The organism is Microbacterium schleiferi (assembly GCF_038150145.1).
Taxonomy (GTDB): Bacteria; Actinomycetota; Actinomycetes; order Actinomycetales; family Microbacteriaceae; genus Microbacterium; species Microbacterium schleiferi_B.
Map to the genome: position 1 here is coordinate 18,609 of NZ_JBBWSA010000009.1, position 25,966 is coordinate 44,574.

Below are 25,966 nucleotides of genomic sequence, written 5' to 3' on the forward strand. Positions count from 1 at the left end.
CGGCCGCGTGCGATCAGCGAATGTCAGGCGCTTACGAGCTCGTTTTCCACCACACGGTGGTGATGGATGCGGCGCTCGGCCGAGCGGCCGAGGTCATCGGTGATGATGACGCGCTGCAGCCAACGGTCGGTGCCGTCGTAGCGGGGCTCGAAGGGGGTCCGCGCGTGCATGACGCGGCGGTTGTCGAAGAGCAGGATGTCGCCGGCACCGAGGGTCACGTAGATCCCCTCCTTGTCGGCGCCGTCGTGGAACGCCTTCAGCGCAGCGGCAGCCTCGTCATCGCCGGTGACGGCAGCGGCACAGTCCATGTCGATGCGGACGAAACGCTTGCCATCTTCGCCGTAGAGCGCTGCGCCCTGGACGCCGTCTTCGGGGCGACCCGTGCCGCCGGATGCCTTGTCGATGCCGTGCATGAAGCGCGGCTGGCGCAGGACCGCCTCGTCTTCGGCCGCCAGGTCGATGCGGTCGACGGGAGCGAGCGCCGTCTGCACGCGCTCGTCACCACGGACGCAGAACAGCCCCACGAACTGCGGGTGGGCGTCATCGAACGCGTCCTCCGAGTGCCAGTCGAGCAGGCTCCGGCTCCCCGTACCCACGGCGTCGTACTCGTGGCCGGGGATGGGGGTCACGTTCTGGATCAGCGCACCACGGTGCTGGCGCGCGAACGAGAAGACCTCGCCTGCCACCGACGCAAACGCCAACAGCGCAGCCTCCGTCACGGGGTCACGATCCTTGCCTTCAAAGGCCACCGGGTCGCGCGGGCTCTCGCCCATGTCGTCCTGATCGACGGTGAGACCGTGGAAGAGAACTCCCCCGTCCGGGACCTCGGCCCGCGCGAACTGGCGGATGATCTCGACGGTCTCGGGGTCCGCGGCTTCGAATGCCGCCTTGGCGTCGGCCAGCAGTTCCTCGAAGGCTGCGTCATCGGAGTAAATGCCCCGACGGCCTCGGGCGACATCGATGAAGATCGCGGCGACTTCGGGCTTGATGTGACGTTCGATCACAGAGGTTCCTTCCCATGGCGCGACTGCCGCGCTGAAGCACTCGACGACGCGAATGCCGGTGTTGTGCTGTCGGGAGTATATCCGAGGAGGTTCCTCGGATCCCGGATGAAGTTAGGGTTTCCTAAGTCTTTTCGTTGCGGGGTGCGACTGGCCCTCACGCGCGGACGAGACCGCGATTGATCTGCCGCGCCCAGAGCGGCCCCCGGTAGAGGAAACCGGTGTACCCCTGCACCAGAGTTGCGCCGGCATCCAGCCTCTCGCGCACGTCGGCAGCGGTCTCGACACCGCCGGCCGAGATGACGCAGAAGTCATCGGGCACGAGCGAGCGCACCAGACGCAGCACCTCCAGGGCGCGGGGAGCCAGCGGCTTGCCCGAGAGCCCACCAGCGCCCGCAGCAGTGACCACCGCCGGGTCGGTCACGAGCCCCAGGTCATCACGCGCGATCGTCGTGTTCGTCGCGACGATGCCCTGCAAGCCCAGCTCGAGAGCCAGGGCCGTGATGTCGCGGATGTCGTCGTCAGAGAGGTCGGGCGCGATCTTGACGAGCAGCGGGGTGTCTTCGGCAGCGTCCTTCACGGCACTGAGCAGGGGCCGCAGCGACTCGACGGCCTGCAGGCTCCGCAGACCCGGTGTGTTCGGCGACGATACGTTGACGACGAGGTAGTCGGCGACGGGCGCAAGGAGGCGCGTACTCGTGACGTAGTCGACAACGGCATTCTCGACATCCACGATCCGGCTCTTGCCGATGTTGACCCCGAGCACCGTGCGGTGGCTGCGGCGCCTGGCCCGCTCGAGCCGAGCGGCGGCGGCGTACGAGCCCCGATTGTTGAACCCCATGCGGTTGATGACGGCGCGATCGGGGATGAGGCGGAACAGGCGCGGCTTCGGGTTTCCCGCCTGCGGGATCGCGGTCAGCGTCCCCACCTCGACGTGACCGAACCCCAGCGCGTGCAGGCCGTCGACGCCCACGGCATCCTTGTCGAACCCGGCTGCCACACCGAATGGCGCGTCGAAGGTCAATCCGAGCGTCTGCACGCGCAGCGACGGATCAGGCTTGGTGAGGGCTCTGGCCACCCACGAGAACGGCGGGAAACCGAGCAGCCGGATGACGAGCATCGCCGAATGGTGCGCTGCCTCGGGGTCCATCTTCGAGAGGAACGTGCGAAACAGCCACGGGTACATGCTTACTCCTCGAGATCGGATGCCAGGCGTTGATGATCCGCGCGCAACTGTGCGATCGCCGATTCAAAATCCTCCAACGTATCGAACGCCTGATAGACGCTCGCGAACCGGAGATAAGCGATTTGGTCGAGTTCGCGGAGTGGACCGAGGATTGCCAGGCCGATCTCGTTGGTATCCACCTGCGACGAACCGGTCTGCCGGACCGCCTCTTCGACCGTCTGCGCCAGCACGGCAAGATCGCCCTCGGTCACCGGGCGCCCTTGGCACGCCTTGCGCACACCCGACATGACCTTTTCCCGGCTGAACGGTTCGATCACACCCGAGCGCTTGATGACGTTGAGGCTCGCCGTCTCGATGGTCGAAAACCTGCCACCGCATTCCGGACACTGGCGACGACGACGGATGCTGAGACCGTCGTCGCTGGTGCGGGAGTCGATCACGCGTGAGTCGGGGTGACGGCAGAAAGGGCAGTGCATAGCAGCCCCAGACTACGCGGTGAAGCGCGCGCGAACGGCTTCACCGTGCGCGGGGAGCACCTCGGCGGTCGCGAGCGCCACGATCGCATCGGATACCTCCGCCAGGGCATCCCGGTCGTACTCGATGACCTGCTGCGGTCGCAGGAACGTCGAGGCAGATAGCCCCGCTGCGTACCGCGCCTGCCCGCCCGTGGGGAGTACGTGGTTGCTTCCCGCGAGGTAGTCACCCAGACTCACCGGCGAATACGGGCCGACGAAGACGGCCCCGGCGTGCACGAACCGGTGCGGCACGGGGTCGGCAAGGTGCAGTTCGAGGTGTTCGGGCGCGTAGGCGTTCGAGAAGTCGACCGCGGCGTCGAGGTCGTCCACGAGCACGATGGCAGACTGCGGACCGGTCAGTGCCACCTCGATGCGCGCAGCGTGGAGTGTCTGGGCGGCCAGTGCGCCGATCTCGGCCTGCACAGCATCGGCAAGCTCCGCCGACGATGTCACGAGCACCGCGGATGCCTGCTCGTCGTGCTCGGCCTGGCTGATGAGGTCGGCCGCCACCAGCCGCGGGTCGGCCGTGTCGTCGGCGACGATGAGGATCTCGGTGGCCCCCGCCTCCGAGTCGGTGCCGACGCGACCGGCCACCGCACGCTTTGCGGCAGCCACGAAGTTGTTCCCCGGTCCCGTTACGACGTCCACCGGGTCGAGACCCAGGCTTGCTGCCCCGTATGTGAAAGCGCCGATCGCGCCAGCGCCGCCCATCGCATACACCTCGGTGACCCCGAGCAGCTTCGCGGCGGCGAGAATGACCGGGTGGACTCGCCCATCCTCCGCCCGCTGGGGCGGGGATGCGAGGGCGATTTGTTCGACACCCGCCGCCTGAGCGGGCACGACGTTCATCACGACGCTGGACGGATACACGGCCTTTCCGCCCGGCACATACACGCCGACCCGGCGCACCGGCTGCCACCGCTGGTGCACGAGCGCACCCGGGGCCAGCGTCGTCGTGGTCGGCGGCGGAACCTGCACGGCCGAGGCAGCCCGGACGCGTGCAATGGCTCGCTCCAGAGCGTCGCGAACGACCGGATCAAGCGAATCAAGGGCCTCGGCAAGGTGCTCGGCAGGAACACGGATGTCGTGACCGGTCACCCCGTCGAACTGTTCAGCCTGTTCGCGCAGCGCGGTCTCGCCGCGCTCGGCGATGTCATCGACGAGGCGCGCGGCAGTGGCGAGCGCCTCGGAACGGGCTGCCGTCGCGCGGGGTACGGCGGCGAGCAACTCTGCGGGCGTTAGCGACTGCCCGCGCAGATCGAGGGTGCGAAGCATCCATCTACGCTATCGCCCGCGCGGGGTGTGAATCACCGGTGCGCGGTTCAGCCTCGGCCCCGGGACTATCCGAGGCACTGCGGCCCGAGGAGGCCCTTGAGTTCACCGAAGAGGTCGGCGGTGACGGTCACGGGATGCGGCACCTCGAACACCTTCGCCACGCCGCCCTTGTGAAGCTTGACCGTGACCTCTGTCTCACCGCGGTGACGACGCAGGCAATCGGCGAGATCGCCGATCACGCTTTCGGTGGCCCGCTGCTCGGGGATCATGAGCACGAGCGGTCCGGATGCGTCGACGGAGCCGAGGTCGGGTGAGAACGCGGCCTGCGCATGCAGGTTCATGCCGTCGTCGCGCCGCGACACACGTCCTCGAACGACGAGGATCGAGTCAGCCTGCAGCATCGGCTGGAATTCCGCGTAGGTCTTTCCCATGAACATGACGGTGATCTCGCCATCGAAGTCCTCGACCGTGATCATGCCGTAGGGATTGCCGCTGGACTTGGCGACACGGTGCTGCACACTCGTCACCAGGCCCGCGATGGTCACCTGATCGCCATCCGCCAGGTCTTCAGAGGCCAGGAGGTCATGGATGTTGATCGACGCATGCTTGGCAAGCGGGACCTCGAGGCCCGCGAGCGGATGATCCGAGACGTAGAGCCCCAGCATTTCGCGTTCGAAGGCGAGTTTGTCTTTCTTGGTCCATTCCGGACGCTCGGGAACCTTGTTGACCTGCTGCGGTTCGTCCGCCCCCCACAGCGAGTCGAAATCGAACCCGACCTCGCCATTGGCTTCGCGGCGCTTGTCGAGCACAGCCTGCTCGGTTGCGTCCTCGTGGATCTCCAGGAGTGCGCGACGGGTCGCACCGAGCGTGTCGAAGGCGCCGGCCTTGATCAGTGACTCGACGGTGCGCTTGTTCGCGACCGACACCGGCACGCGAGCGAGGAAGTCGTGGAACGACACGAAGTGCTCATCCGCGCGCGCCTGCACGATCGCTTCGACGACGTTCGCCCCGACGTTGCGCACGGCACCGAGCCCGAAACGGATGTCGTCACCGACTGCCGCGAAGTAGCGGATCGACTCGTTCACATCCGGTGGCAATACTCGGATGCCCATCCGTCGACACTCGTTGAGGTAGACGGCCATCTTGTCTTTCGAGTCGCCAACGCTCGTGAGCAGCGCCGCCATGTACTCCGCGGGATAGTGGGCCTTGAGGTAGGCAGTCCAGTACGACACGAGCCCGTAGGCCGCGGTGTGGGCCTTGTTGAAGGCGTAGTCGGCGAACGACTCCAGAACCTTCCAGAGGGTCTGCTGGGCAGCATCCGAAAACCCGCGCTCGGTCATGCCGCCGAAGAAGACCTCCTGCTGCTTGTCGAGCTCGGACTTCTTCTTCTTTCCCATCGCGCGGCGAAGGAGGTCAGCCTGACCGAGCGTGTAGCCCGCGACGCGCTGGGCGACGGCCATGACCTGCTCCTGATAGACGATGAGGCCATAGGTCGTGTCGAGGATGTCGGCGAGGGGTTCTTCGAGCTCTTTGTGGATCGGCTCGATCTCCTGCTGCTTGTTCTTGCGCAGCGCGTAGTTGATGTGCGAGTTCACGCCCATCGGGCCCGGACGATACAGCGCGAGCACGGCCGAGATGTCTTCGAAGTTGTCGGGCTTCATCAGGCGAAGGAGGGATCGCATCGGGCCGCCGTCGAGCTGGAACACCCCGAGGGTGTCCCCTCGCGCGAGCAACTCGTAAGATGCGCGATCGTCGAGGTCGAGCTCCTCGAGGATGAGTGGCTCGCCACGGTTGGCCTCGATGTTATCGAGTGCATCGTTGATGATCGTGAGGTTGCGAAGCCCCAGGAAGTCCATCTTGATCAGTCCCAGCGACTCGCACGACGGGTAGTCGAACTGCGTGACGATCTGGCCGTCCTGCTCGCGACGCATGATCGGGATGATGTCGATGAGCGGTTCGCTCGACATGATCACGCCGGCAGCGTGCACACCCCATTGGCGCTTCAGGTTCTCAAGTCCCACCGCGGTGTCGAAGACGGTCTTGGCTTCCTGGTCGGTCTCGATGAGCGTGCGGAATTCCCCCGCCTCCTTGTAGCGGGGGTGATCCCTGTTGAACATGTCGGTCAGCGGCACGTCCTTGCCCATGACCGCCGGCGGCATGGCCTTGGTGAGGCGCTCCCCCATGCTGAAGGGGAATCCGAGCACGCGGCCGGCATCCTTCAGCGCCTGCTTCGCCTTGATCGTGCCGTACGTCACGATCTGTGCCACTCGGTCGTCGCCATACTTCTCGGTGACGTACTGGATGACTTCGCCGCGGCGACGGTCGTCGAAGTCGACGTCGAAGTCGGGCATCGACACGCGGTCGGGGTTGAGGAACCGCTCGAAGATCAGGCCGTGCTGCAGCGGATCGAGGTCGGTGATGCGCATCGCGTAGGCGGCCATCGAGCCGGCGCCCGAGCCACGGCCCGGGCCGACGCGGATGCCGTTGCGCTTTGCCCAGTTGATGAAGTCAGCAACGACCAGGAAGTAGCCAGGGAAGCCCATCTGCACGATGACGCCGACCTCGTACTCGGCCTGCTTGCGCACCTCGTCGGGGATGCCTGCCGGGTAACGCTCCTCGAGCCCCGCCTCGACCTCTTTGACGAACCAGCTCTCCTCGGTCTCACCGTCGGGGACGGGAAAGCGCGGCATGTAGTTGGCGCTGGTGTTGAACTCGACCTCGCAGCGCTCGGCGATCAGCAGCGTGTTGTCACACGCGTCGGGGTGCTGCCGGAAGATCTGGCGCATTTCGGCTGGCGTGCGGATGTAGTAGCCGTCGCCGTCGAACTTGAACCGCTTCGGATCATCCAACGTCGACCCTGACTGGACGCACAGGAGGGCGGCGTGGCTGTTCGCGTCGTGCTGGTGGGTGTAGTGCGAGTCGTTGGTCGCGAGAAGCGGGATGTCGAGGTCTTTGGCGATCCGCAGCAGATCGGTCATGACCCGGCGCTCGATGTCCAGGCCGTGATCCATGATCTCGGCGAAGTAGTTCTCTTTGCCGAAGATGTCTTGGAACTCCGCCGCCGCAGCACGGGCGGCGTCATATTGCCCCAGGCGCAACCGGGTCTGGACTTCGCCCGAGGGGCATCCGGTCGTCGCGATCAGACCCTTCGAGTATGTCTCCAGCAGCTCGCGATCCATGCGGGGCTTGAAGTAGTAGCCCTCCATGGACGCCTTTGATGAGAGCCGGAAGAGATTGTGCATCCCGGCCGTCGTCTCAGAAAGCAGCGTCATGTGCGTGTATGCACCCGAACCCGACACGTCGTCATCGCTCTGCTCGGGAGACCCCCACCGCACCCGTGACTTCTCGGACCGGTGCGTGCCGGGGGTCACGTAGGCCTCAATGCCGATGATCGGCTTGATGCCGACATCCTTCGCCGCCTTGTAGAACTCGAACGCCGCGAACGTGTTTCCGTGGTCGGTGACGGCGATCGCCGGCGACCCCTGAGCTGCAGCCTCCTGCACCATCGCCCCGATGCGGGCGGCTCCGTCGAGCATCGAATACTCGCTGTGCACGTGCAGGTGGACGAAGGAGTCGGACGCCATGCCGAGAGTCTACGTTCGGGCTCCGACGCCGGCTCACCCGGCCCGCCGGGGCGGCTACGGTTGCCGTGTGCCAACTCCCGACTTCATCCTCGAGCTCCGCCAGTTCATCGGAACCCGCCCGCTCCCGCTCGTGGGCGTCACCGCCGTGGTCATCCGCGACGGCGAGATCCTCCTCGGTCGACGCTCCGACAATCACGCCCTCACCCCGATCACCGGCATCGTCGATCCCGGCGAAGAGCCAGCCGACGCCGCGGTGCGAGAGGCAGCCGAAGAGGCGGGCGTCGTCATCCGCGCCGACCGCCTCGCGTGGGTCCATCAGATCCCGAGAATCACGTATGCCAACGGGGATCAGAGCGACTACCTCGACCTGACGTTCCGATGCACATGGGTCGCCGGCGACCCGGTTCCCGTCGACGGCGAGATGACAGAGGTCGGCTGGTACCCGCTCGACGCGCTCGAGGATGTGGACGCCGATATGCGTGCGCGCATCGATGCCGCGATCCCCGAACGCGGCGAAGCGCAGTTCGTTTCCGCCGGCGGCGGGACGCAGCATCCGTCCGCCTGATTAAGTCCGGCCCGGCCGTGCATGCAGCGCCGGGACCGGTGCAGACAATGGGCGGGTGGCCCTGCACCGACCCACCGTCCCGCTCGCCGTCTTCTGGATCGTCGGGGGCATCCTCGCCGCCGTCGTCGCGTTCCTCCTGTACCTGGAGTACATCGGTCAGCTCACCGGCGCGGATGCGATCATCTCGTGCCAGTGGGGAGTGCTCGTCACCTGCGGACCCAACCTGCTCTCCCCCGGCGGCAACATCCTCGGCTTCAGCAACTCGATAGCGGGCATGGTGCTGTTCCTCGGACCCGTCTACGCCGGCGTCAGCGGGCTGGCATCACCATCCGGTCTTCGTCGCTGGTACTGGCGGACCTACGGCATCTTCGTGGCCGGGGCCTTCGTTCTCGTGCACTACTTCGCGTTCCAGAGCATCTTCGTCTACGGGTCGCTCTGCCCCTGGTGCATGATCATCTGGCTCGTCACGATTCCGCTCTTCTGGTTCACCACGGGCTGGATGCTGCGCGACGGCGTGTGGACCGAAGCGGTCGCGACGCGGCGCGTAGGAAGCGTGATCTTCTCGTGGGCGTTGCTTGCCACCGTCCTTGACTACGCCCTCATCGCTATCACGGCGCAGCTACGGCTCGATCTGCTCGGCAGTTTTTGAGCCCTTGGGGCGTCAGCTCGCTCACGCAAGTTCCTCGCCGCGGAGGATCGCCAGCGCGTGAGCCAGATCGGGCGCGTACGGCGAATCGAACGAGACCCACTCCCGTGTCGCGGGATGCGTGAAGGCGAGCGTATGGGCGTGCAGCCACTGGCGGGTCAGTCCCAGGCGCTCTGAGAGCGTGGGGTCGGCTCCGTAGAGCGGATCACCGACACACGGATGGCGGTGCGCCGCCATATGCACGCGGATCTGGTGGGTCCGACCTGTCTCCAGGTGGATCTCCAGCAGCGATGCCCCGGGGAATGCCTCGATGGTCTCGTAGTGGGTGATCGAGGGCTTGCCGTCCGGGGTGACCGCGAACTTCCAGGAGTGCGAGGGATGACGCCCGATCGGCGCATCGATCGTTCCTGCGAGCGGGTCGGGGTGCCCTTGGACCACCGCGTGATAGATCTTCTCGACGGTGCGGTCCTTGAATGCCGCCTTCAAGACGGCATACGCATGCTCCGATTTGGCCACGACCATGAGCCCGCTGGTGCCGACATCCAGGCGGTGAACGACGCCCTGCCGCTCAGGGGCACCGCTCGTCGCGATCCGGAAACCTGCCGCAGCCAGGGCCCCGAGCACCGTCGGGCCTTCCCAGCCCACCGACGGGTGCGCGGCAACGCCCGCGGGCTTGTCGACGACCACGATGTCGTCGTCGTCGTACACGATGCCAAAGCCCGGCACGACGACAGGGACGACCTCGGGCTCGCGACGATCCGTCCACTCGACCTCGAGAACCGTTCCTGCCGTCAGTCGGTCGGACTTCCCGAGGATCCTGCCACCTTCCCTGACACCTCCGGCCTCAGCGACGTCGGCCGCAAAAGTGCGCGAGAATCCCAGCATCTTGGAGACTGCAGCATCGACCCGGGCGCCATCGAGCCCGTCCGGCACCGGCAACATCCGCGCCGGCACGTCAGCCTCCGCCTCGAGTGCGTCGGCGGTCGGGAACAGCAGCTGCTCGCCTACCGAGACGACTCACGAGTCGCGGCGGGATTCCTCGTCGGCGATCCGGTCGGCCTCCCGTGCCACAGCCTCCTGCTCGGCCTCCGTGAGCGGAGGGAGCCCGATCTCGTCGCGAGGCACACCCGCGTACGGGTCGGCGACGGGGAACTCCGAGTCGAACCCTCCGGCAACGCCGCCACCGGGAGGAAATTCGTCTCCGGCGGCGCCGAGGATGGTCTCCTCCTCGGCGGGATTCGTTTCATGGTGATGGTGTCGCTTGCCGTCCATCTGTACTCCTACGATCACGAGCAGGGCCACGCCGATCATCATCGACACGATGAAGATGTCGGCCACGTTGTAGATGGCGGGGCTCATCCAGAACCACATCCACGGTGTGTTGATGAAGTCTACGACGTGCCCCACGGGGAATCCGGGCTCCCGGAAGAGGCGGTCGGTGAGGTTTCCGAGCACACCCCCGAGCAGCAATCCGAGCACGATCACCCAGAGGCGTGACTGCACGCGGGTAGCGGCAAGCCACACGATCACACCGGCGACCACCGCGAGGGCAATCGTGAAGATCCAGGTGTATCCCTCCCCGAGAGAGAAGGCTGCACCCGGGTTCTTGACCAGGTAGAACTGCAGAAACTCTCCCAGCACCGGGACTGACTGCTGCAGCGGGAGGTTGGTCAGCGCAAGGTACTTCGTGAACTGGTCGACGGCCAGCACCAGGATTGCGAGCAGCGCAATCCTGGTGCCGGCCGCCGCGTGACGCAGAGGTGGCCGAGACGCCAAGAGCGTCCTCAGTTCGTGATGTTCGCGACCGACGCGCTGTCGGTCGAGGAGGAGTCGAGGTCCTTCAGGTGGCCCTCGATGAAGCCGCGAAGCTGCGAACGATAGTCGCGCTCGAACTGGCGCAGCTCGCCGATGCGGGCATCCAGCTCGGCCTTCTTCGCCTCCATGCGAGCGATCTCGTCGCGACCGCGAGTCTCGGCGTCCGAAATGATCGAGGCTGCCTGGGCCTGGGCCTCGGCGATGAGCTGGTCGTGGCGTGCCTGACCTTCGGCGACGTGCTCGTCGTGCAGGCGCTGGGCAAGCTCGAGCAGGCCAGCGCTTGCCACCGTCGGAAGCGGGGTGCCCGCAGGAGCTGCGGGGACAGGCGCGGGGGCGGCCTCTTCGACCGGGGCCTCTACAGGTGCGGCGGGGGCGGCGGGAGCGCCCAACTCGAGTTCGGCGATACGTGCCTTGAGTTCTTCGTTCTCGGCCAGGGCCTTACGCCACTCGACCACGATCTCGTCGAGGAAGTCATCGACCTCGTCGGGGTCGAACCCTTCCTTAAACCGGACGTGCTGGAACTGCTTGGTGACGACGTCATCCGGAGTCAGTGGCATTTCTTCCCTCTTTCGTTCGCCCGACCACTGGCCGATCGTGCGTTCCGGCACGCGGTTGTGGACGGTTGATAACAGCAAAGCATAGTCGTGGGTGGATTCATCCTGCGAAGGCGCGTGTCACCGACAGGAGGATGAAGCACGACAGCATCGTGAGTGCGAATGCGAAGTCGATGGCGACGCTTCCGATACGCAACGGCGGGATGAAACGACGGAGGAAACGGATCGGAGGGTCCGTCGCCGTGTACACACCTTCTGCGACGACCAGCATCGCGCCACGAGGACGCCACTCACGGTCGAAGACGGGGATCCACTCGAAAATGAGCCGAGCCAGCAGCACAAGAATGTAGATCAGGAGTGCCGCATTGAGGATTCCGGCGACGATCTGGATGACGTTCACGTATCAAGTCTGCGGGAAAGGAACCGCCTCCGGATCCGCTTGCGCCACGGCACCCTCGCCTGACACAGCGACGTTCTCGGGCGAGAGCAGGAAGACCTTGCTGGTCACGCGCTCGATGCGGCCGTACAGACCGAGTGACAGACCGCTCGCGAAGTCGATGAGGCGCCGTGCGTCGGCGTCTGACATCTGCGAGAGGTTGATGATCACGGGAACGCCCTCACGGAAGCTCTCGGCGATGACCTGCGCGTCGCGATACTGCTTGGGGTGCACCGTGACGATCTCGTTGAGAGCACCCACTGCGGGCTGACGAACAACCGCCGGGCGATGGATCGGCGTGACCGGAGCGGCCTTCTCGACGGATGCCGCAGCAGACTTGCGCGTGGGCGCGGGCGCCGGCGTCTCGTCGTAGACCTCTTCCTCATCGGCGAGGCCCAGGTAGACCATGGTCTTCTTCAAGGGGTTCGACATCGCATCCTCCGTTTGCTCGTCTGCTCCGAGGTTAACCGCGTACAGGGCGCGGACCCGTGATTGCCGTGCCGATGCGCAGGTGTGTCGCGCCGGCGTGAATTGCAGCTTCGAAATCGCCGGTCATCCCGGCCGAGATCCAGGTGGCGTCCGGGAAGACACGGCGCACGGTGTGCGCGTGGCCGGCAAGCCGTTCGAACGCCGCCGCGGGTTCCTCGTCAAGGGGAGCAACCGCCATGACGCCTCGGACGCGCAGTCCCGCGCAGCCGGCTGCGTGCTCGGCGAGCGCTGAGAGATTCTCCGGAGCGACTCCCCCACGGCCGGGGTCGTCGGTGAGGTTCACCTGGATCAGGACGTCCAGGGGCACCTCGGCCTCGGCATCCAGCGCATCGGCGAGCTTCGGGCGGTCGAGCGAGTGGATGACCGAGGCCACGCGACGCACCGCCCGCGCCTTGTTGGTCTGCAGCTGACCGACGAAATGCCACCGCAGGTCGGACAGATCCCCGACCCCGACGACCTTCTCGAGTACTTCCTGAACCCGGTTCTCGCCGACGTCGCGCACGCCGAGGCCATAAAGCTCCTCGACCAGCGACGCCGGATGGAACTTCGTCACGACGATACGAGTGATGTCTTCAGGCGAACGCCCCGCTTGCCGCGCAGCAGCAGCGATACGATCGTCGATCGACGCCAGACGATCCGCGAGCTGCGCGTCCGACTCAGTCACAACTGCCGCCTCGAGCCGCGCACCCTCGCCGGCGCGGATGCGGTCACTTCAGGAAGTCGGGGATGTCGAGGTCGTCGTCCCCGAACGCCGAATCGTAGGCTGCATCCGAGATCGAGGGCACCGGAGCCAGTTGCTCAGGACGCTGCGGCTCGTCTTCGGAGTCTGCGGCTGCACGCTGCTCGACGGGCTCGCGACGGACCACCGGGGTGGCATCCGGACGCGCTTGCGGCTCGCCACCGTCGAACCCGGCGGCGATCACCGTGACGCGCACCTCGTCGCCGAGCGTGTCGTCGATGACGGTACCGAAAATGATGTTGGCCTCGGGGTGGGCGGCCTCCTTGACCAGCTGGGCGGCGTCGTTGATCTCGAAGATGCCGAGGTTGGAACCACCCTGGATCGACAGCAGCACGCCGTGCGCACCCTCGATGGATGCCTCCAGCAGCGGCGACTCGACAGCAAGCTCTGCAGCCTTGATCGCCCGGTCCGCACCGCGTGCCGAGCCGATTCCCATGAGCGCTGAGCCCGCCCCCTGCATGACGGATTTCACGTCGGCGAAGTCGAGGTTGATGAGTCCGGGCGTCGTGATGAGGTCGGTGATGCCCTGGACACCGGCCAGCAGCACCTGGTCCGCGGTGGCGAAAGCCTCGATCATCGAGATCCCGCGGTCGCTGATCTCCAGCAGCCGGTCGTTGGGCACCACGATGAGGGTGTCGACCTCTTCTTTCAGGCGCGCCACTCCCGACTCGGCCTGGCTCTGGCGGCGGCGACCTTCGAACGAGAACGGCTTGGTCACCACACCGATCGTGAGCGCGCCGATCGACTTCGCGATCTTTGCGACGACGGGCGCACCGCCCGTGCCGGTTCCGCCACCTTCACCGGCGGTGACGAAGACCATGTCGGCGCCGCGGAGCGCCTCCTCGATCTCTTCGGTGTGGTCCTCGGCGGCACGGCGACCCACCTCGGGGTCGGCGCCGGCTCCCAGCCCTCGGGTGAGTTCACGCCCGACGTCGAGTTTGACGTCGGCGTCGCTCATCAGCAGTGCCTGAGCGTCAGTGTTGACGGCGATGAACTCGACCCCGCGCAGGCCGAGCTCGATCATCCGGTTCACGGCGTTGACGCCTCCGCCACCGACGCCGACCACCTTGATGACTGCAAGGTAGTTCTGGTTCTGGCTCATGCCGACTCCTGTGCTCGTGTCCTGCAACCTTCAACCTCAACTGGAGGTATAAAGTATTGCTGGGTATGTATTTCCTAGACACGAAGCTAAGCGTCGACTCCCCCGATTCCGCGCGCTTGCGGGGGCGTGTCGCACATCCCGTTCGTTCGTGCGCCCGGTCGGACCAGCGAGATCAGCAGATCACTGGATGACGACCGCTGACGGCGACGAGACGTCGTAGCGGGATACCGTCTCGGGTGGACGCGACTTCATCGCGGCTGCCAGCGCGACCGCCTTGTTCGAAGACTCGTCAGCGTTGCCCCAGACGATCTGGGTACCGGTTCCACCGAGGGTCAGGGTCACGTCGTTCGGTGTCGTTGCCGAGGCCTCGGTCACCTGCGACATGATCGTGTCGGGCAACGACCGCAGCACATGCCCGACTGCCTCGAAGGCTTCGGATGCCGTTCCACCCGTGATCTGCAGCACGGGCCTGCCGGGCGCGGGGGTCTGCGTGGTCGAAAGCGCAACTCCGGCGGCATCCACGAGGGTGTACCCGGCAGGAGACGCGATCACCCCGATCGGGGTGCGTTCAACGACCCGCACGACCAGATCATGCGGTGGCCGAGCTTCGACGGTGTAGGACTCGACGAGCGGGAAGGCGACGAGCGCCGCCTTGATGGCGCTCTCGTCCACGAGCGGCAAGGGTGTACCCAGCTGCGACGAGAGCGCGTCAGACACTGCCGCGGCATCCAGTTGCTGAGCCCCCGCTACCGTGATCGTCTCGACGGCGAAGAGGGGGCTGTATGCCGCGGCGACACTACCCAGGGCGACGAGCACGACAGCAGCGATGGACCCGAGCCAGATGGCACGTCGCCGACGAGCGCGCACGGTGAACCGACGCACCTCAGACTTGAGCGCACGCCGCCGCGCGCGCGCGGCCCGCCACACGTCACGCATACCGACCGCTTCGGGCCCGGCGGCCTCCGTCGCGTCCGACTCACCGGGGAGCGGCTCGGCAGCTCCGGGCGCTCCATCTCCGGCACCCCCTGCAGGCAGACCGGGGGAGACGGATGCTGCGCCCGAGGCCAGGATGCCGGTGTCGGCATCCGATGCAGGGGGCCAGATCGGTGCGCGACCGGCGATTCCCCGGAGACCGATCGGCTCCGTCACGGCACTCTCGGCGGGAACGGATGCCGGTTCACCCGCAAACTCAGCGCCGGCAGGTACATCTGCATCGAGCGAGTTGCGGTGCCTCCCCCGCGTGCCGGATGGCGGGGGCGAGGAGGCCTTGTCGTCAGAGCCCGAGGGAGGCCCGGAGGGCGGGAGCGGGGTCGGCCGGCGCATGGCTATTCCGCCAGTGCGCCCTGCCGGCCGAGCGCAGCGAGCACGTCGGGAATGATGAGGTAGACGTTGCCGCAGCCGAGCGTGATGATGTAGTCCCCATCCCGCGCTACCGAGGCCGTGTAAGCAGCCGCGGCAGCCCAATCCGGTTCGAAATGGACGCGATCGGCATCCGTGAACCGACTCGACACGAGTTCGCCGGTCACTCCCGGGATCGGGTCCTCTCGCGCGCCGTACACATCGAGCACGACCGTGTGATCAGCGTGGGTCTCGAGCACCTCGGCGAACTCCGCGGCCATCTGTTGCGTTCGCGAATAGGTGTGGGGCTGGTGCAGCGCAATGATTCGTCCATCACCGACGACAGTGCGGGCTGCAGCGAGGGCCGCAGCGACCTCGGTCGGATGATGGGCGTAGTCGTCGTAGACTCTGACGCCGCGCACGATCCCGTGGAGTTCGAAGCGACGCACGGTTCCGGCGAACGCCTCGGCGGCCTTCACGGCATCGGAAAAGGCATGCCCCAGGGTCAGGAGCACAGCCACGGCTCCGGCCGTGTTGACCGCGTTGTGCTCTCCGGGAATCGCCAGCGCGGCCGAGACCGTTTGCCCCGCGTGGGTGAGCTCGAACGACACAGGTCCGTCGGTGCGGATGCCGTGCACGCGCACATCGGCATCTTCCGCCTTTCCGAAGGTCATGACGCGCGGGTGGGTGAGGTGAGGAAGGATCCGACGCGCGCCCTCGTCGTCCGACGACAGGACGACGGCCTCGCGCGCCTTGTTCGCAAAGCTCGCGAACGCGGCATCGAAGGCTTCCCGGCTGCCCCAGTGGTCCAGGTGGTCGGGGTCGATGTTCGTGATCAGCGCGACAGCCGTGTCGTAGAGAAGGAACGTGCCGTCGGACTCGTCTGCTTCGATGACGAACAGATCGTCAGCACCGGTGCCGCTGGAGACACCGAGATCGGCAATGACTCCCCCGTTGACGAAACTCGGGTCGGCACCGAGCGCACGCAGCGCCGTGACGATCATCCCCGTCGAGGTCGTCTTGCCGTGCGCTCCCGCAACCGAGACCAGCGGGCGGCGGCCGATCAGCCAGTAGAGCGCTTGAGAGCGATGGATGACGGGCAGTCCCCGTTCCTTCGCCGTGACGAACTCAGGGTTTTCGGGCCAGATCGCCCCGGTGTGGATGACAGTGTCGGCATCCTGCAAATGCGCGGCGTCGTGCCCGACGTGGACACGCGCTCCTCGGGCAGCGAGGGCCTGGAGTGCCGCACTGTCGGCGCGGTCGGATCCCGAGACGCGGATGCCGCGATCCAGGAACATGCCCGCCAGGCCCGACATCCCCGAGCCGCCGATACCGATGAAGTGCGCTGCCTCGATGGTCTCGGGGATCGGGAGGCTGAGGTCGGGTCTGATCATGACCCGACAATCCTAGGTCGGCGTCGCTGAGGAACTCCTTCGGCACGCGGCCTATCGCAGGCTCACCGTATCGATATTCCATGATCGGGAATATGCTCGGGGTCATGGCTACCGCGCGACCTGACACGACCTTCTGGATTCTGACGGCGCTCGCGAACGGACCGCAGCACGGCTACGGCATCCTCCGGAGCGTGTTCGAGGCATCCGGCGGCGCGGCGTCCCTCAAGACCGCGACCCTCTATGCGACGCTCGATCGCCTGACCGCGAGCGGCGCTGTCGAGGAGTCGGGCGAACAGATCGTGGATGGGCGCGCGCGCCGCTACTTTCGCCTGACATCCCAGGGCGTTGCGCAGCTCGAGAGCGAAACCGCCGAGCTCGAGCAGCGGGTCGCCGCCGCCCGCCGGGCGCTGGGCACCGCAGCGGGCGGCGGTGCGAGACCGCGCCCCGCTCATCCGCGGAACGCGCTGGCATGAGTCTCGACCGAGACCGCTTCGAGCGCCTCGTCCGCTGGTACCCGCGCTGGTGGCGCGACGCGAATGCCGCGGTATTCGTGGGCACAGCTATGGATGCCGCCGAAGCGGGCGGGCTGAGCGCGCCATCGCGCGGTGAACGAATGGCAGCAGCGCTGGCGGGCCTGGGCACCCGCCTCGACGCCACCACCGCGCGCGTGGCCGGCGTTGCCGCGCTGGCCGTGTCAGCTCTCGTTGCGGCAGCTGGCCAGCTCGGGCTCACCTACGCTGCCCCCTGGCTGTTCACGACGATTCTCGTGACTCAGGTCGGGCTGGTCCCGGCTCTGTGGTGGACGGTAGCCCTCGCCAGTGCCCGGCATCGTCTTCATCTCGATCCGATCCGCACGCTGGTCGCGCTCGGCATTTCCATCATCGCGACAACGGGCGCCGCGCTCGCCTTCACGTCCTGGAGCGTCGGGTTCGATGAGGCGGACGCCGGCGACCCTCGCTCCCTCTTCTCGGCCCTGTTCCCCGCCTTCATCGCACTCGGATCGACAGCAGCCGCATGTGCAGTGGTCGTGGCGGTCAGCGACCGGCTCGCGCGTCGCCGCGGGATGCGGGTCCTGATCGTCGGGACGAGCATCATCGGCGCCGCGCTGTCGCTTCCCCTCGCGGCCGTCATGCTCATGTCACCGATCACGACATTCCTCGTCTCTGCCGCGGCGGTCGTGATCGTCGCCCTCGTCTGGCCCGGGCACCGGGAGCGCAGCAGTGCGACAGCCTCTGCTGTCGACTCGCATGCGGGCCGGGTCGGACGGCGACGCGCTGCGCGTGCGCTTGCCGTTGCCGCCATCATTACGTCGCTGCTGTCGATCACCTTCGCGGTGACAGGGTCTCTGTACACGAGCCTCGACGGCACCGAAGCGATGCTCGTCGGCATGCGCGCGTCAGCCGGATGCGGCATCCTGGTGATCCTCGCGCTCGCCCTCCGCGCGCCGCGGCGGACCGCGACGCAGCAAAGAGCAGTGTGGGGCGCCACAACGCTGGGTGCGCTCACGCTTGTGCTCGTCGTGACCGGATGGGGAACCATACTCCCGTCTGGCAACCCTCGCCCGATAGGCGCCGTCGTCTGGCTTCTTCCGGCTGCCGCGATCGTCTGGCTCGTGTGGGCCGCCTCGTGGCGAAACCGATCCCTCGCCCTGGCGGTCAGCCTCATCGTCGCGGTGGCGTTGCCGATCATGGGGCAGATCCTTGCGGCTGTTCTCGGCATCCTGACGCCGATCGTCGCGATCGTGTTGGTATGCCTGCGGGTGAGCGCACCGGTGCCGCAGCACATGCAGGTCGAGCTGGCTTGAACCTCATGGAACTGTATCGACACATTGCGACAATATTGATACAAAAGAGACATGTCTTTCGAGTTCGGCATGGTCTGGTTCACCGCCGCGATCTTGTGCGCGCTCGCCCTGGTGCCGATCATCTACCTGATCAGAAGCCAACGGCACGACCTGAGCGCGCAACAAGCCGCGCGATACGAGCGAGTCGTGAAGCTACCGTTCGGAACCGGCGTGAACTACCTGCGTCAGCCCTGGCGGCGTGTTCTGGCCCCCATAGCCCTCGGAACTGCGTCTGTGGGCGTGGCCGCTGTCCTCGCGTGGCGTTTGGTGCAGCCCAGCCGCATCGCGACCGAAACCGTGCTGTGGTGCGCCGGGCTTCTTGTCTTCGCGATCATCGTTTTCGTCGTGATGCGCGTGATGGAGCGGATCGTGCTATCCCAGCCGCAGGTCGCCAGCGATGACCTCCAGCTGGCGTGGGACGACCTGTTCCGCGCGGACGCGCTGTGGTCACTGCGCAGCGCCGCAACAATGGCCGCAGCACTACCGCTGGGAATCGCTGCGGGAACGCTCACCCTGACCCCGATTGCCGCCACACGCCCGGAGTTGTCGACGCTGATGAGCCCATGGACTCCGGTGTTGATCGCCGCAGCGCAGGTGACGTACTCGCTGGGGCTCGGGAAGATGGCAGCGTCACGATATCCGGCCGCGTTGCGCCCGCAAAGTCGGCGATTCGCGAGCCCGTCGGTCGAGCTTGCCCGGGGAGAAGGCGCATGATCGTCATCGACCCCGCCTCGCCCACACCTCCGTTCGAGCAGCTGCGCGCGCAGTACGTTGCGGCGATAGCGAGCGGTGAGCTGCCGCCAGGCTCTCGGCTTCCCACGGTGCGCCGACTCGCCGGCGACCTTGGACTTGCGCCGGGCACGGTGGCTCGGGCCTACCGGGAGCTCGAGACCACGGGCCTCATTGAAACGCGCGGCCGTTACGGCACGTTCGTGTCCGTCGACGAGAACGCCGCGCTCGGCCAGATTCAGCGAGCTGCCGCAGCCTTCGCCGAGCAGGTCCGTGGCCTGCGCGTCGACACCGATCAGGCCATCGCGGCCGTGATCGCAGCGCTGAAGACCACCGAACCGACGAACTCCCCGCCTGAGGTGGCAACCGTGCGCGCCGACGGTTAGGCGAGGGCCTCGTCGATCATCGCGATGAGGTTCTCGGTTCCGGTGCGGATGCCGATCTCCGCAGCCCGCTCGGCCATCCGCGATCGCTCGTCGGGATCGGTCAGCAGGGGCAGGATGCGGTCCCGGACCGTCCCCGGGGTGAAATCCGCATCGGGGATCAGGATCGCAGCGCCATGCGCCACTGCGGAGGCAGCGTTCAGCGCCTGCTCCCCGTTGCCCACGGCATAGGGCACGTAGACGGCGGGGATTCCGAGCGCGCTGATCTCGCTCACCGTGGCAGCCCCCGACCTCGAGACGATGAAGTCGCACGCCGCGAAAGCGAGGTCCATGCGGTCGACGTAGCGACGGAGGGCATAGCCCGGCACGCCCGGATCCTCGAGGTCGGAGCGGTCGCCCGTGACATGGATCAGCTGCCAACCGGCATCCAGCACATCGCGCCAGGAACCGGCGAAAGCCGTGTTCAGCCGGAGCGCCCCGAGCGATCCCCCGAAGACCAACAGCGTCGGCGCCTCCGGCCGCAGACCGAAGGAGGCAGCGGCCTCCGCGCGAAGCGCCGCGCGGTCGAGATCCTCGATCTCGCGGCGAAGCGGCATCCCCACCAGTCGCGCCCGCGGCAGCGGCGTCCCCTCGAAAGCGACACCCACGCCGGCGGCACGCCGCGCACCGAGTCGGTTGGCCAGCCCGGGACGAGCGTTGGCCTCGTGGACCACGAACGGGATGCCGGCGCGGCGGGCTGCGACGTAGGCGGGTGCCGACGCGTAACCACCGAACCCGACGACGACGTCCACCCCGTGCGCTGCGATGTGTGCTCTCACCTGAGCGACCGCGCGACGGAACCTGCCGGGGAAGGCTGCTGCAGCGCGGTCGGGGCGCCGGGGAAACGGCACCTTGTCGACGACCAGCAGCTCGTAGCCCCGCTGCGGCACCAGCCGTGATTCCAGACCCTCCGCGGTCCCGAGGACGCGCACATCCGCATCCGCGTCGCGTGCGCGCAGCCCGTCGGCGACTGCCAGCAGGGGGTTCACATGCCCGGCGGTCCCGCCACCGGCCAGCAGGTAGGTCGTCACCGTCCGACCCTATCTCGCCTCAACGCAGGGCCGCGGGCAGCGGACCTCAGCGGCGCGCGGCGGACCGGGGCGCCTGCCTCGTCGTCACCGGGATCGTCCGGGCGAAGGCCAGCAGCACTCCCGTGGCAACAAGCACCGACACCAACGACGTGCCGCCCTGCGACATGAACGGTAAGGGAACGCCGAGGGGCGGGAACAGGCGCAGCACGACGCCGATGTTGATCAGCGCCTGGCCGACGATCCACACGGTGATCGCGCCTGCAACGATCCGCACGAACGTGTCGTCTGTCTTGCGGATGATGTGGAAGGCGCCGATCGCGTAGATCGCGAACAGCCCCAGCACGACGATCGCGCCGATGAGGCCGAGTTCTTCACCGACGATGGCGAAGATGTAGTCGCTGGATGCCGCCGGCAGCCACTCGTACTTTTCTTTCGAGTTCCCAAGTCCCAGGCCGAAGATGCCGCCGCCGGCGAGTCCCCAGATTCCGTGCAGCGGCTGGTAACAGGTGCTGAGGTAGTCGGCGGTGCAGTCGGTGTTGAAGACGCTGAGGATGCGCTCCATACGGTTCGGGCTGGTCACCGCCAAGGCCGCGACTGCGACGATGGCGCCGAGCAGCGGAATGATGAAGACCCGCAGCTTCACACCAGAGAAGAAGAGGGCACCGAGCGCGAGGAGGAACAGCACCATCGCGGTCCCGAGATCGTGGCCCGCAAGCACCGTTGCTATCACCGCTGCAGCGACAGGCACCACCGGGATGAACACGTGCCGCCAGTCGCCCAGCAGTGTGCGCTTTCGGAACAGGATGAACCCGAGCCACAGGGCCAGCGCGAGCTTCAGGAACTCCGACGGCTGCGCCTGGACTCCCGCGATGAGGATCCAGTTGCGGTTTCCGCCGTCCTCCACACCGAGGGGCGTGAACACGAGGAGCTGGAAGGCGGTCGTGACGATGAGGGCTGGCCACGCGATCCGCTTCCAGAAGCTCACCGGTAGTCGACTCGCAATGAACATGAGCGGCAGGCCGATCGCGGCGAACACCGCCTGCTTGATGACGGCATCGTACGGCGCCTGACCTGCAGCCGTCGCCGTCGCGCTGGTGGCCGAGAGCACCATCACCAGGCCGAAGATCGTCAGCAGAACGGCGCTGGACGAGATGAGCAGGAACTCACCGGCAACCGGGCGGAAAAGCGACCCGAGAGAGACGCGGGCGGCGAGCCCGCGCTTGGGCGTGGGCTCGTCAGGCTCCTGCGGGAGCGGACGGATCGGCGTCGGTGTCGCCATGTTCGCCCCTTCCCACTCGGTGCCTCACTGCCGCAGCGAACTTCTCACCGCGGTCCGCGTAGGAGGCGAACTGGTCGAAGGATGCCGCGGCCGGTGCGAGGAGGACGACATCCCCCTCGGCCACGAGTCCGATCGCCAGGTCCACGACCTGCGCCATGACGTCCCCAGTCTCATCGGCAATGACCTCGTGCAGCGGAACGTCGGGCGCGTGTCGCTCGAACGCCGTCCGAACGGCATCGCGTTGGTCACCGATAACGATCGCTGCTTTTACGAGGCGTCCCCGGGTCGAGACGAGCGTGGTGATGTCGACGCCCTTGAGGAGGCCCCCCACGATCCACACGGCACCGGGGTAGGCAGCAAGCGAGGATGCCGCGGCGTGCGGGTTCGTCGCTTTCGAGTCATCCACCCACGTGACGCCGGCGGCGGTGGCAACGATCTCCATCCGGTGGGGATCCAGGCGGAACTCGCGAAGCGCACGTGCGATGGCCTCGGGCGCTACGTCGAGCGAGCGAGCAAGCGCGCTGGCGGCGAGGATGTTGGCAACGACATGGGGCGCAGCGAGACCGAGCTCCCGGAGTTCGTCGATCGTCGTGAGCTCGAGCGCGCTGGTGTGGCGCTCGGCCAGGAAGGCGCGGTCGACGACGATCCCGTCGACGACGCCGAGGTCGCTCGGGCCGGGCACACCGAGGTCGAACCCGATGGCGCGCGCCCCCTCGATGACATCGGCTTCTTCGACCATCTCGCGCGTCGCGAGATCGGCTTTGTTGTAGATGCAGGCCACGCGCGTGTGGTCGTACACCTGCGCCTTTGCATCCCGGTACGCCTCGAAGGATCCGTGCCACTCGAGGTGATCGTCCGCGAGGTTCAGGCATACTGCCGCGTGGGGCGAGACAGGCTCCGGCGAGGACTGCAAGCTCAGGTACCAGAGCTGATGGCTGGACAGTTCCACGACCAGCACATCGAAGCCCGACGGATCGCGGACGGCATCCAGGATCGGCGTGCCGATGTTGCCGCACGGCACGGCGCGGAGTCCCCCCGCCACCATCATGGTGGCGGCAAGCCCTGTGGTGGTGGTCTTTCCGTTGGTGCCGGTGATCAGCACCCAGTCGGCAGGAGCGCCGCCGGGACGCCCGACCTTGTCGCGCACACGCCACGCCAGCTCGATGTCTCCCCACAGCGCGATGCCGCTCTCGAGCGTCCAGCGCACGAGCGGATGCGTCGGGCTGAAGCCGGGCGAGGCGATGACGACCTCGGGAGCGAAGTCGACGAGCTCGACGGGAGGGGTGCTGAGCGAGCCGATCGATGACCGCACTCCGATGACAGGCAGCAGGCGCTCATACGCGGGGTCAGCCGACTCGGCCAGGACAAGGACGTCAGCGCCGAGCTCCGCGAGCGTGTCGGCCACCGAGAAGCCCGTCACCGAGAGGCCGAGGACGGCAACCCGCAGACCGCGCCAGTCGGCGTGCCAGCTGGTCAGTCCATCCAGCCGCGAGGACTCGCCGGTCATGTGCGCGCGAGCCATTCGACGTAGAAGAAGCCGACGCCGGTAACTGCCAGGCCTGCGGCGATGATCCACATCCGGATGACGATGTTGGTCTCCGACCACCCCCGCATCTCGAGGTGGTGGTGGAAGGGGCTCATGAGGAAGAGGCGTTTGCCACGGGTGAGTTTGAAGTACACCCGCTGCAGGATGACCGATCCCGGTCCGATGATGAACGCCCCGGCGGTGAGTACGGTGAGGATCTCGGTGTGCGACAGGATCGAGACCGCGGCGATGACACCACCGATCGCCATGGACCCGACATCCCCCATGAAGACCTGCGCCTTCGGCGCGTTCCACCACAGGAATCCGACGAGCGATGCAGCAAAAGTCGCCGCGATGATCGTCAGGTCGAGCGGATCCCTCGTTTGGTAGCAGGCCTGCTGGTAGGCAGCGACAAGGTCCTCGCCGACGCATCGCTGCTGGAACTGCCAGAAGGTGGTGAGGCTCATGGCGCCAACCGTGAATACGCCGACACCGGTGGCAAGTCCATCGAGGCCGTCGGTGACGTTGGTGCTGTTGGACCAGGCGACGCCGATGAAGCTGATCCAGCCGATGTAGAGCAGGATGCCGACAGCAACCGGCAGAGCCAAGAAGTTCAGCACGGAGATGTCACGGAAGACCGAAACGTACGCCGTGGCGGGAGTCTGACCCTGCGCATCCGGAAACTGCAGCGCCACGATCGCCCACGGCACGATGACAACGACCTGACCGACGATCTTGCGCCAGCCTGACAGGCCGAGGCTTCGCTGGCTGCGCAACTTCATGTAGTCGTCGATGAATCCGACGAGCGCGAAGCCGATCATCATCCAGAGCACCAGGAAGCCTGAGATCGTCGGGGGGTTTCCGCCCGCGTAGGTGCCGATCAGGTACGCAATCGTCGTCCCACCCACGAAGATGACGCCACCCATCGTGGGAGTGCCTCGCTTGAACCCGTGCTGAGGGTTGTTGCCAGCCTCGGGTGTGCGGATGACCTGACCCCAGCCCCACCGGCGGAACAGGCGCAGGAACACCGGTGTGAGAAAGAGCGAGAACGACAGGGCGATCGCCGACGCCATCAACAGGGATCTCACGAGAAGGATTCTCCCAGACGGTCGCCGAGGTGCCGCAGGCCCGCGGAGTTGGACGATTTCACCAGCACCCGATCGCCGTCGCGCAGCTCGGTCATCAGGTAGTCATAGGCCTCATCGGCTGTCTCGAAGAAGACCGCCTCACCGTCCCACGACCCCTCGCTGATCGCCGAGAGGTACAGTCGACGCGCAGCAGAGCCGATGACGACGATCCGCTGAATGCGCAGCCGCACCGCGAGAAGACCGACGCGGTCGTGCTCCTCCCCCGCGTACTCGCCGAGTTCGCTCATCGCGCCGAGAACGGCGACGGTGCGCTGATCCGGCGTCGTGATCTGCGCGAGAGTGCGCAGCGCCGCGGCCATGGAGTCGGGGCTCGCGTTGTAGGCGTCGTTGATGATGCGCACGCGCTCGGAGCCCATCGGCTGCATCCGCCACCGCTCTGCCAACTCCATCGACTCGAGCCGCTCGATGCAGGCTTCGGGACGGATGCCGAGGCTCGTCGCCGCAGCGATCGCAGCGAGCGCATTCATGACGTGGTGCTCGCCGAGCACGCGAAGCGCCACGGGGAAGTCTCCGCCGTCGACAAGCAGTCGGAATCGCGTTCCCTCGGGCGTGACCTCGACGTCCTCGGCGCGGACCTCGGCTGCTGACCCACGCCCGAACCAACGGACCGTCGCGCCGCGTTCGGCGGCGATACCGGCCATCGCGGCAACGCGCGGATCATCCGCGTTCAACACCGCGACTCCCCCGGGCCGGACCGCGTGGATCAGCTGCGACTTCTCGACGAAAGTCGACTCAATGCCACCGAACCCGCCGGCGTGCGCCATCCCGACCATGAGGACGACACCGATGTCGGGGTGCACGAGGCCGGCAAGGCGCGCAATCTCTCCCGGAGCGCTCGCCCCGAACTCGCTGACGAGATAGCGGGTGCGCTCGGTGATGCGCAGGATCGTGAGGGGCGCACCGACCTCGTTGTTGAAGGATGCCTGCGGCGCGACGGTTTCGTCCTCGGCCTCGAGGATGCGCGCCAGCATGTTCTTCGTCGTCGTCTTGCCATTCGATCCGGTGATCCCGACGATCTGCAGAGCGCCGCGATCGCGTACTTCGCCCACGACGAAGCGGGCCAGATCTGCCAGGGCGTGGACCGCCCCGGGCACCACGATCTGCGTGATGGCGGCATCCAGCGGACGCTCGACGATGGCGAGCACCGCTCCCCGCTCGATCGCGGCGGGAACGAAGTCGTGACCGTCAGCGTGCTCGCCGGGTTTGGCTACGAAGATGTCGCCGGGTTCGATGAGTCGAGAATCGGTGTCGACGGTGCCAGAAACGACCGTGTCAGCGGAGTCGGCGCCGCGAAGGACGAGAGTTCCGCCGACGACATCGGCGATTCGGGACAGAGTCAGACTGATCATG

25 protein-coding genes are annotated in these 25,966 nt (G+C 66.8%); 6 read left to right on the forward strand and 19 right to left on the reverse strand.

Annotated features, from left to right (window positions below):
* Positions 1-23: 23 nt before the first annotated feature.
* The 5 genes from AADH62_RS11175 to dnaE all read right to left on the reverse strand — a co-directional run bounded on the left by AADH62_RS11175 (position 24) and on the right by dnaE (position 7,561).
* Positions 24-1,004, reverse strand: a complete 981-nt coding sequence (locus tag AADH62_RS11175) for a TauD/TfdA family dioxygenase (RefSeq protein ID WP_341579545.1) — start codon at positions 1,002-1,004, stop codon at positions 24-26.
* A 154-nt stretch (positions 1,005-1,158) separates the two neighbouring features.
* Positions 1,159-2,187, reverse strand: coding sequence for a quinone-dependent dihydroorotate dehydrogenase (locus AADH62_RS11180; protein WP_341579546.1), 1,029 nt, complete (start codon positions 2,185-2,187; stop codon positions 1,159-1,161).
* A 2-nt stretch (positions 2,188-2,189) separates the two neighbouring features.
* Positions 2,190-2,663, reverse strand: a complete 474-nt coding sequence (gene nrdR / locus AADH62_RS11185; RefSeq protein WP_341579547.1) for a transcriptional regulator NrdR — start codon at positions 2,661-2,663, stop codon at positions 2,190-2,192.
* 12 nt (positions 2,664-2,675) lie between these two features.
* On the reverse strand, positions 2,676-3,977 hold the full coding sequence (hisD, locus tag AADH62_RS11190) for a histidinol dehydrogenase (RefSeq protein ID WP_341579548.1): 1,302 nt from the start codon (positions 3,975-3,977) through the stop codon (positions 2,676-2,678).
* A gap of 65 nt (positions 3,978-4,042) precedes the next feature.
* On the reverse strand, positions 4,043-7,561 hold the full coding sequence (gene dnaE, locus AADH62_RS11195; RefSeq protein ID WP_341579549.1) for a DNA polymerase III subunit alpha: 3,519 nt from the start codon (positions 7,559-7,561) through the stop codon (positions 4,043-4,045).
* A 67-nt stretch (positions 7,562-7,628) separates the two neighbouring features.
* On the opposite strand from dnaE, the gene AADH62_RS11200 reads away from it, so the two are divergent.
* A complete protein-coding gene (locus tag AADH62_RS11200) occupies positions 7,629-8,126 on the forward strand; it encodes an NUDIX hydrolase (RefSeq protein WP_341579550.1) in 498 nt (165 codons plus the stop codon).
* A 55-nt stretch (positions 8,127-8,181) separates the two neighbouring features.
* The gene (locus tag AADH62_RS11205; protein ID WP_341579551.1) at positions 8,182-8,775 is read left to right on the forward strand and encodes a vitamin K epoxide reductase family protein; all 594 of its coding nucleotides are present in this window, start codon (positions 8,182-8,184) and stop codon (positions 8,773-8,775) included.
* A gap of 21 nt (positions 8,776-8,796) precedes the next feature.
* Here the strand turns inward: AADH62_RS11205 and AADH62_RS11210 are convergent, their stop codons facing one another.
* From AADH62_RS11210 to murC, 9 genes are all read right to left on the reverse strand, one after another.
* Positions 8,797-9,726 carry an RluA family pseudouridine synthase gene (locus tag AADH62_RS11210; protein WP_341579552.1) on the reverse strand — a complete coding sequence of 310 codons (930 nt, stop codon included), beginning with the start codon at positions 9,724-9,726 and terminating at the stop codon, positions 8,797-8,799.
* Between the two features lie 63 nt (positions 9,727-9,789).
* Positions 9,790-10,548 carry a signal peptidase II gene (lspA, locus tag AADH62_RS11215; RefSeq protein WP_425355677.1) on the reverse strand — a complete coding sequence of 253 codons (759 nt, stop codon included), beginning with the start codon at positions 10,546-10,548 and terminating at the stop codon, positions 9,790-9,792.
* Positions 10,549-10,556: 8 nt separating this feature from the next.
* Complete coding sequence (locus AADH62_RS11220) at positions 10,557-11,144, reverse strand: DivIVA domain-containing protein (protein WP_341579553.1); 588 nt, start codon at positions 11,142-11,144, stop codon at positions 10,557-10,559.
* A 97-nt stretch (positions 11,145-11,241) separates the two neighbouring features.
* Positions 11,242-11,541 carry a YggT family protein gene (locus AADH62_RS11225; protein WP_341579554.1) on the reverse strand — a complete coding sequence of 100 codons (300 nt, stop codon included), beginning with the start codon at positions 11,539-11,541 and terminating at the stop codon, positions 11,242-11,244.
* 3 nt (positions 11,542-11,544) lie between these two features.
* Entirely contained in the window at positions 11,545-12,009 is a 465-nt protein-coding gene (locus AADH62_RS11230; protein WP_228178597.1) for a cell division protein SepF, read from the reverse strand.
* Positions 12,010-12,040: 31 nt separating this feature from the next.
* Positions 12,041-12,730: a YggS family pyridoxal phosphate-dependent enzyme gene (locus AADH62_RS11235; protein WP_341579555.1), complete on the reverse strand. Its 690-nt coding sequence runs from the start codon at positions 12,728-12,730 to the stop codon at positions 12,041-12,043.
* A gap of 43 nt (positions 12,731-12,773) precedes the next feature.
* Positions 12,774-13,907 carry a cell division protein FtsZ gene (gene ftsZ, locus AADH62_RS11240; protein ID WP_341579556.1) on the reverse strand — a complete coding sequence of 378 codons (1,134 nt, stop codon included), beginning with the start codon at positions 13,905-13,907 and terminating at the stop codon, positions 12,774-12,776.
* 180 nt (positions 13,908-14,087) lie between these two features.
* Positions 14,088-15,056 (reverse strand): FtsQ-type POTRA domain-containing protein, encoded by a 969-nt coding sequence (locus tag AADH62_RS11245; protein ID WP_341579557.1) that lies wholly within the window; start codon positions 15,054-15,056, stop codon positions 14,088-14,090.
* A gap of 176 nt (positions 15,057-15,232) precedes the next feature.
* Positions 15,233-16,639 carry a UDP-N-acetylmuramate--L-alanine ligase gene (gene murC, locus AADH62_RS11250; protein ID WP_341579558.1) on the reverse strand — a complete coding sequence of 469 codons (1,407 nt, stop codon included), beginning with the start codon at positions 16,637-16,639 and terminating at the stop codon, positions 15,233-15,235.
* A 104-nt stretch (positions 16,640-16,743) separates the two neighbouring features.
* Here murC and AADH62_RS11255 point away from each other — a divergent pair, with 104 nt between their 5' ends.
* Genes AADH62_RS11255 through AADH62_RS11270 form a run of 4 tightly spaced genes read left to right on the forward strand, consistent with a single transcriptional unit; the run spans position 16,744 to position 19,597 of the window.
* The gene (locus AADH62_RS11255; protein WP_341579559.1) at positions 16,744-17,112 is read left to right on the forward strand and encodes a PadR family transcriptional regulator; all 369 of its coding nucleotides are present in this window, start codon (positions 16,744-16,746) and stop codon (positions 17,110-17,112) included.
* Positions 17,109-18,443 (forward strand): hypothetical protein, encoded by a 1,335-nt coding sequence (locus tag AADH62_RS11260; protein WP_341579560.1) that lies wholly within the window; start codon positions 17,109-17,111, stop codon positions 18,441-18,443. The genes AADH62_RS11255 and AADH62_RS11260 overlap by 4 nt, the downstream gene beginning before the upstream one ends.
* Positions 18,444-18,494: 51 nt before the next feature.
* Complete coding sequence (locus AADH62_RS11265; protein WP_341579561.1) at positions 18,495-19,196, forward strand: hypothetical protein; 702 nt, start codon at positions 18,495-18,497, stop codon at positions 19,194-19,196.
* Positions 19,193-19,597: a GntR family transcriptional regulator gene (locus AADH62_RS11270; RefSeq protein ID WP_292727488.1), complete on the forward strand. Its 405-nt coding sequence runs from the start codon at positions 19,193-19,195 to the stop codon at positions 19,595-19,597. Before AADH62_RS11265 ends, AADH62_RS11270 begins: the two co-directional genes overlap by 4 nt.
* On the opposite strand, the gene AADH62_RS11275 is transcribed toward AADH62_RS11270, so the two are convergent.
* Genes AADH62_RS11275 through AADH62_RS11295 form a run of 5 tightly spaced genes read right to left on the reverse strand, consistent with a single transcriptional unit; the run spans position 19,594 to position 25,965 of the window.
* On the reverse strand, positions 19,594-20,664 hold the full coding sequence (locus AADH62_RS11275) for a UDP-N-acetylglucosamine--N-acetylmuramyl-(pentapeptide) pyrophosphoryl-undecaprenol N-acetylglucosamine transferase (protein WP_341579562.1): 1,071 nt from the start codon (positions 20,662-20,664) through the stop codon (positions 19,594-19,596). The genes AADH62_RS11270 and AADH62_RS11275 overlap by 4 nt on opposite strands.
* Before the next feature lie 46 nt (positions 20,665-20,710).
* Positions 20,711-21,943, reverse strand: coding sequence for a putative lipid II flippase FtsW (ftsW, locus tag AADH62_RS11280; protein ID WP_341579563.1), 1,233 nt, complete (start codon positions 21,941-21,943; stop codon positions 20,711-20,713).
* On the reverse strand, positions 21,900-23,450 hold the full coding sequence (gene murD / locus AADH62_RS11285; RefSeq protein ID WP_341579619.1) for a UDP-N-acetylmuramoyl-L-alanine--D-glutamate ligase: 1,551 nt from the start codon (positions 23,448-23,450) through the stop codon (positions 21,900-21,902). The genes ftsW and murD overlap by 44 nt, the downstream gene beginning before the upstream one ends.
* A complete protein-coding gene (gene mraY / locus AADH62_RS11290; RefSeq protein ID WP_341579564.1) occupies positions 23,447-24,556 on the reverse strand; it encodes a phospho-N-acetylmuramoyl-pentapeptide-transferase in 1,110 nt (369 codons plus the stop codon). The genes murD and mraY overlap by 4 nt, the downstream gene beginning before the upstream one ends.
* Positions 24,553-25,965 carry a UDP-N-acetylmuramoyl-tripeptide--D-alanyl-D-alanine ligase gene (locus tag AADH62_RS11295; protein ID WP_341579565.1) on the reverse strand — a complete coding sequence of 471 codons (1,413 nt, stop codon included), beginning with the start codon at positions 25,963-25,965 and terminating at the stop codon, positions 24,553-24,555. Before AADH62_RS11295 ends, mraY begins: the two co-directional genes overlap by 4 nt.
* Position 25,966 lies beyond the last annotated feature (1 nt).

What these genes read in the sequence shown, in the direction of transcription:
- AADH62_RS11180 (WP_341579546.1), bottom strand. Translation starts at nt 2,187, where the DNA reads ATGTACCCGTGGCTGTTTCGCACGTTCCTCTCGAAGATGGACCCCGAG.
- nrdR (WP_341579547.1), bottom strand. Translation starts at nt 2,663, where the DNA reads ATGCACTGCCCTTTCTGCCGTCACCCCGACTCACGCGTGATCGACTCC.
- hisD (WP_341579548.1), bottom strand. Translation starts at nt 3,977, where the DNA reads ATGCTTCGCACCCTCGATCTGCGCGGGCAGTCGCTAACGCCCGCAGAG.
- dnaE (WP_341579549.1), bottom strand. Translation starts at nt 7,561, where the DNA reads ATGGCGTCCGACTCCTTCGTCCACCTGCACGTGCACAGCGAGTATTCG.
- AADH62_RS11220 (WP_341579553.1), bottom strand. Translation starts at nt 11,144, where the DNA reads ATGCCACTGACTCCGGATGACGTCGTCACCAAGCAGTTCCAGCACGTC.
- AADH62_RS11230 (WP_228178597.1), bottom strand. Translation starts at nt 12,009, where the DNA reads ATGTCGAACCCCTTGAAGAAGACCATGGTCTACCTGGGCCTCGCCGAT.
- ftsZ (WP_341579556.1), bottom strand. Translation starts at nt 13,907, where the DNA reads ATGAGCCAGAACCAGAACTACCTTGCAGTCATCAAGGTGGTCGGCGTC.
- murC (WP_341579558.1), bottom strand. Translation starts at nt 16,639, where the DNA reads ATGATCAGACCCGACCTCAGCCTCCCGATCCCCGAGACCATCGAGGCA.
- AADH62_RS11255 (WP_341579559.1), top strand. Translation starts at nt 16,744, where the DNA reads ATGGCTACCGCGCGACCTGACACGACCTTCTGGATTCTGACGGCGCTC.
- AADH62_RS11260 (WP_341579560.1), top strand. Translation starts at nt 17,109, where the DNA reads ATGAGTCTCGACCGAGACCGCTTCGAGCGCCTCGTCCGCTGGTACCCG.
- AADH62_RS11265 (WP_341579561.1), top strand. Translation starts at nt 18,495, where the DNA reads ATGTCTTTCGAGTTCGGCATGGTCTGGTTCACCGCCGCGATCTTGTGC.
- AADH62_RS11270 (WP_292727488.1), top strand. Translation starts at nt 19,193, where the DNA reads ATGATCGTCATCGACCCCGCCTCGCCCACACCTCCGTTCGAGCAGCTG.
- ftsW (WP_341579563.1), bottom strand. Translation starts at nt 21,943, where the DNA reads ATGGCGACACCGACGCCGATCCGTCCGCTCCCGCAGGAGCCTGACGAG.
- murD (WP_341579619.1), bottom strand. Translation starts at nt 23,450, where the DNA reads ATGACCGGCGAGTCCTCGCGGCTGGATGGACTGACCAGCTGGCACGCC.
- AADH62_RS11295 (WP_341579565.1), bottom strand. Translation starts at nt 25,965, where the DNA reads ATGATCAGTCTGACTCTGTCCCGAATCGCCGATGTCGTCGGCGGAACT.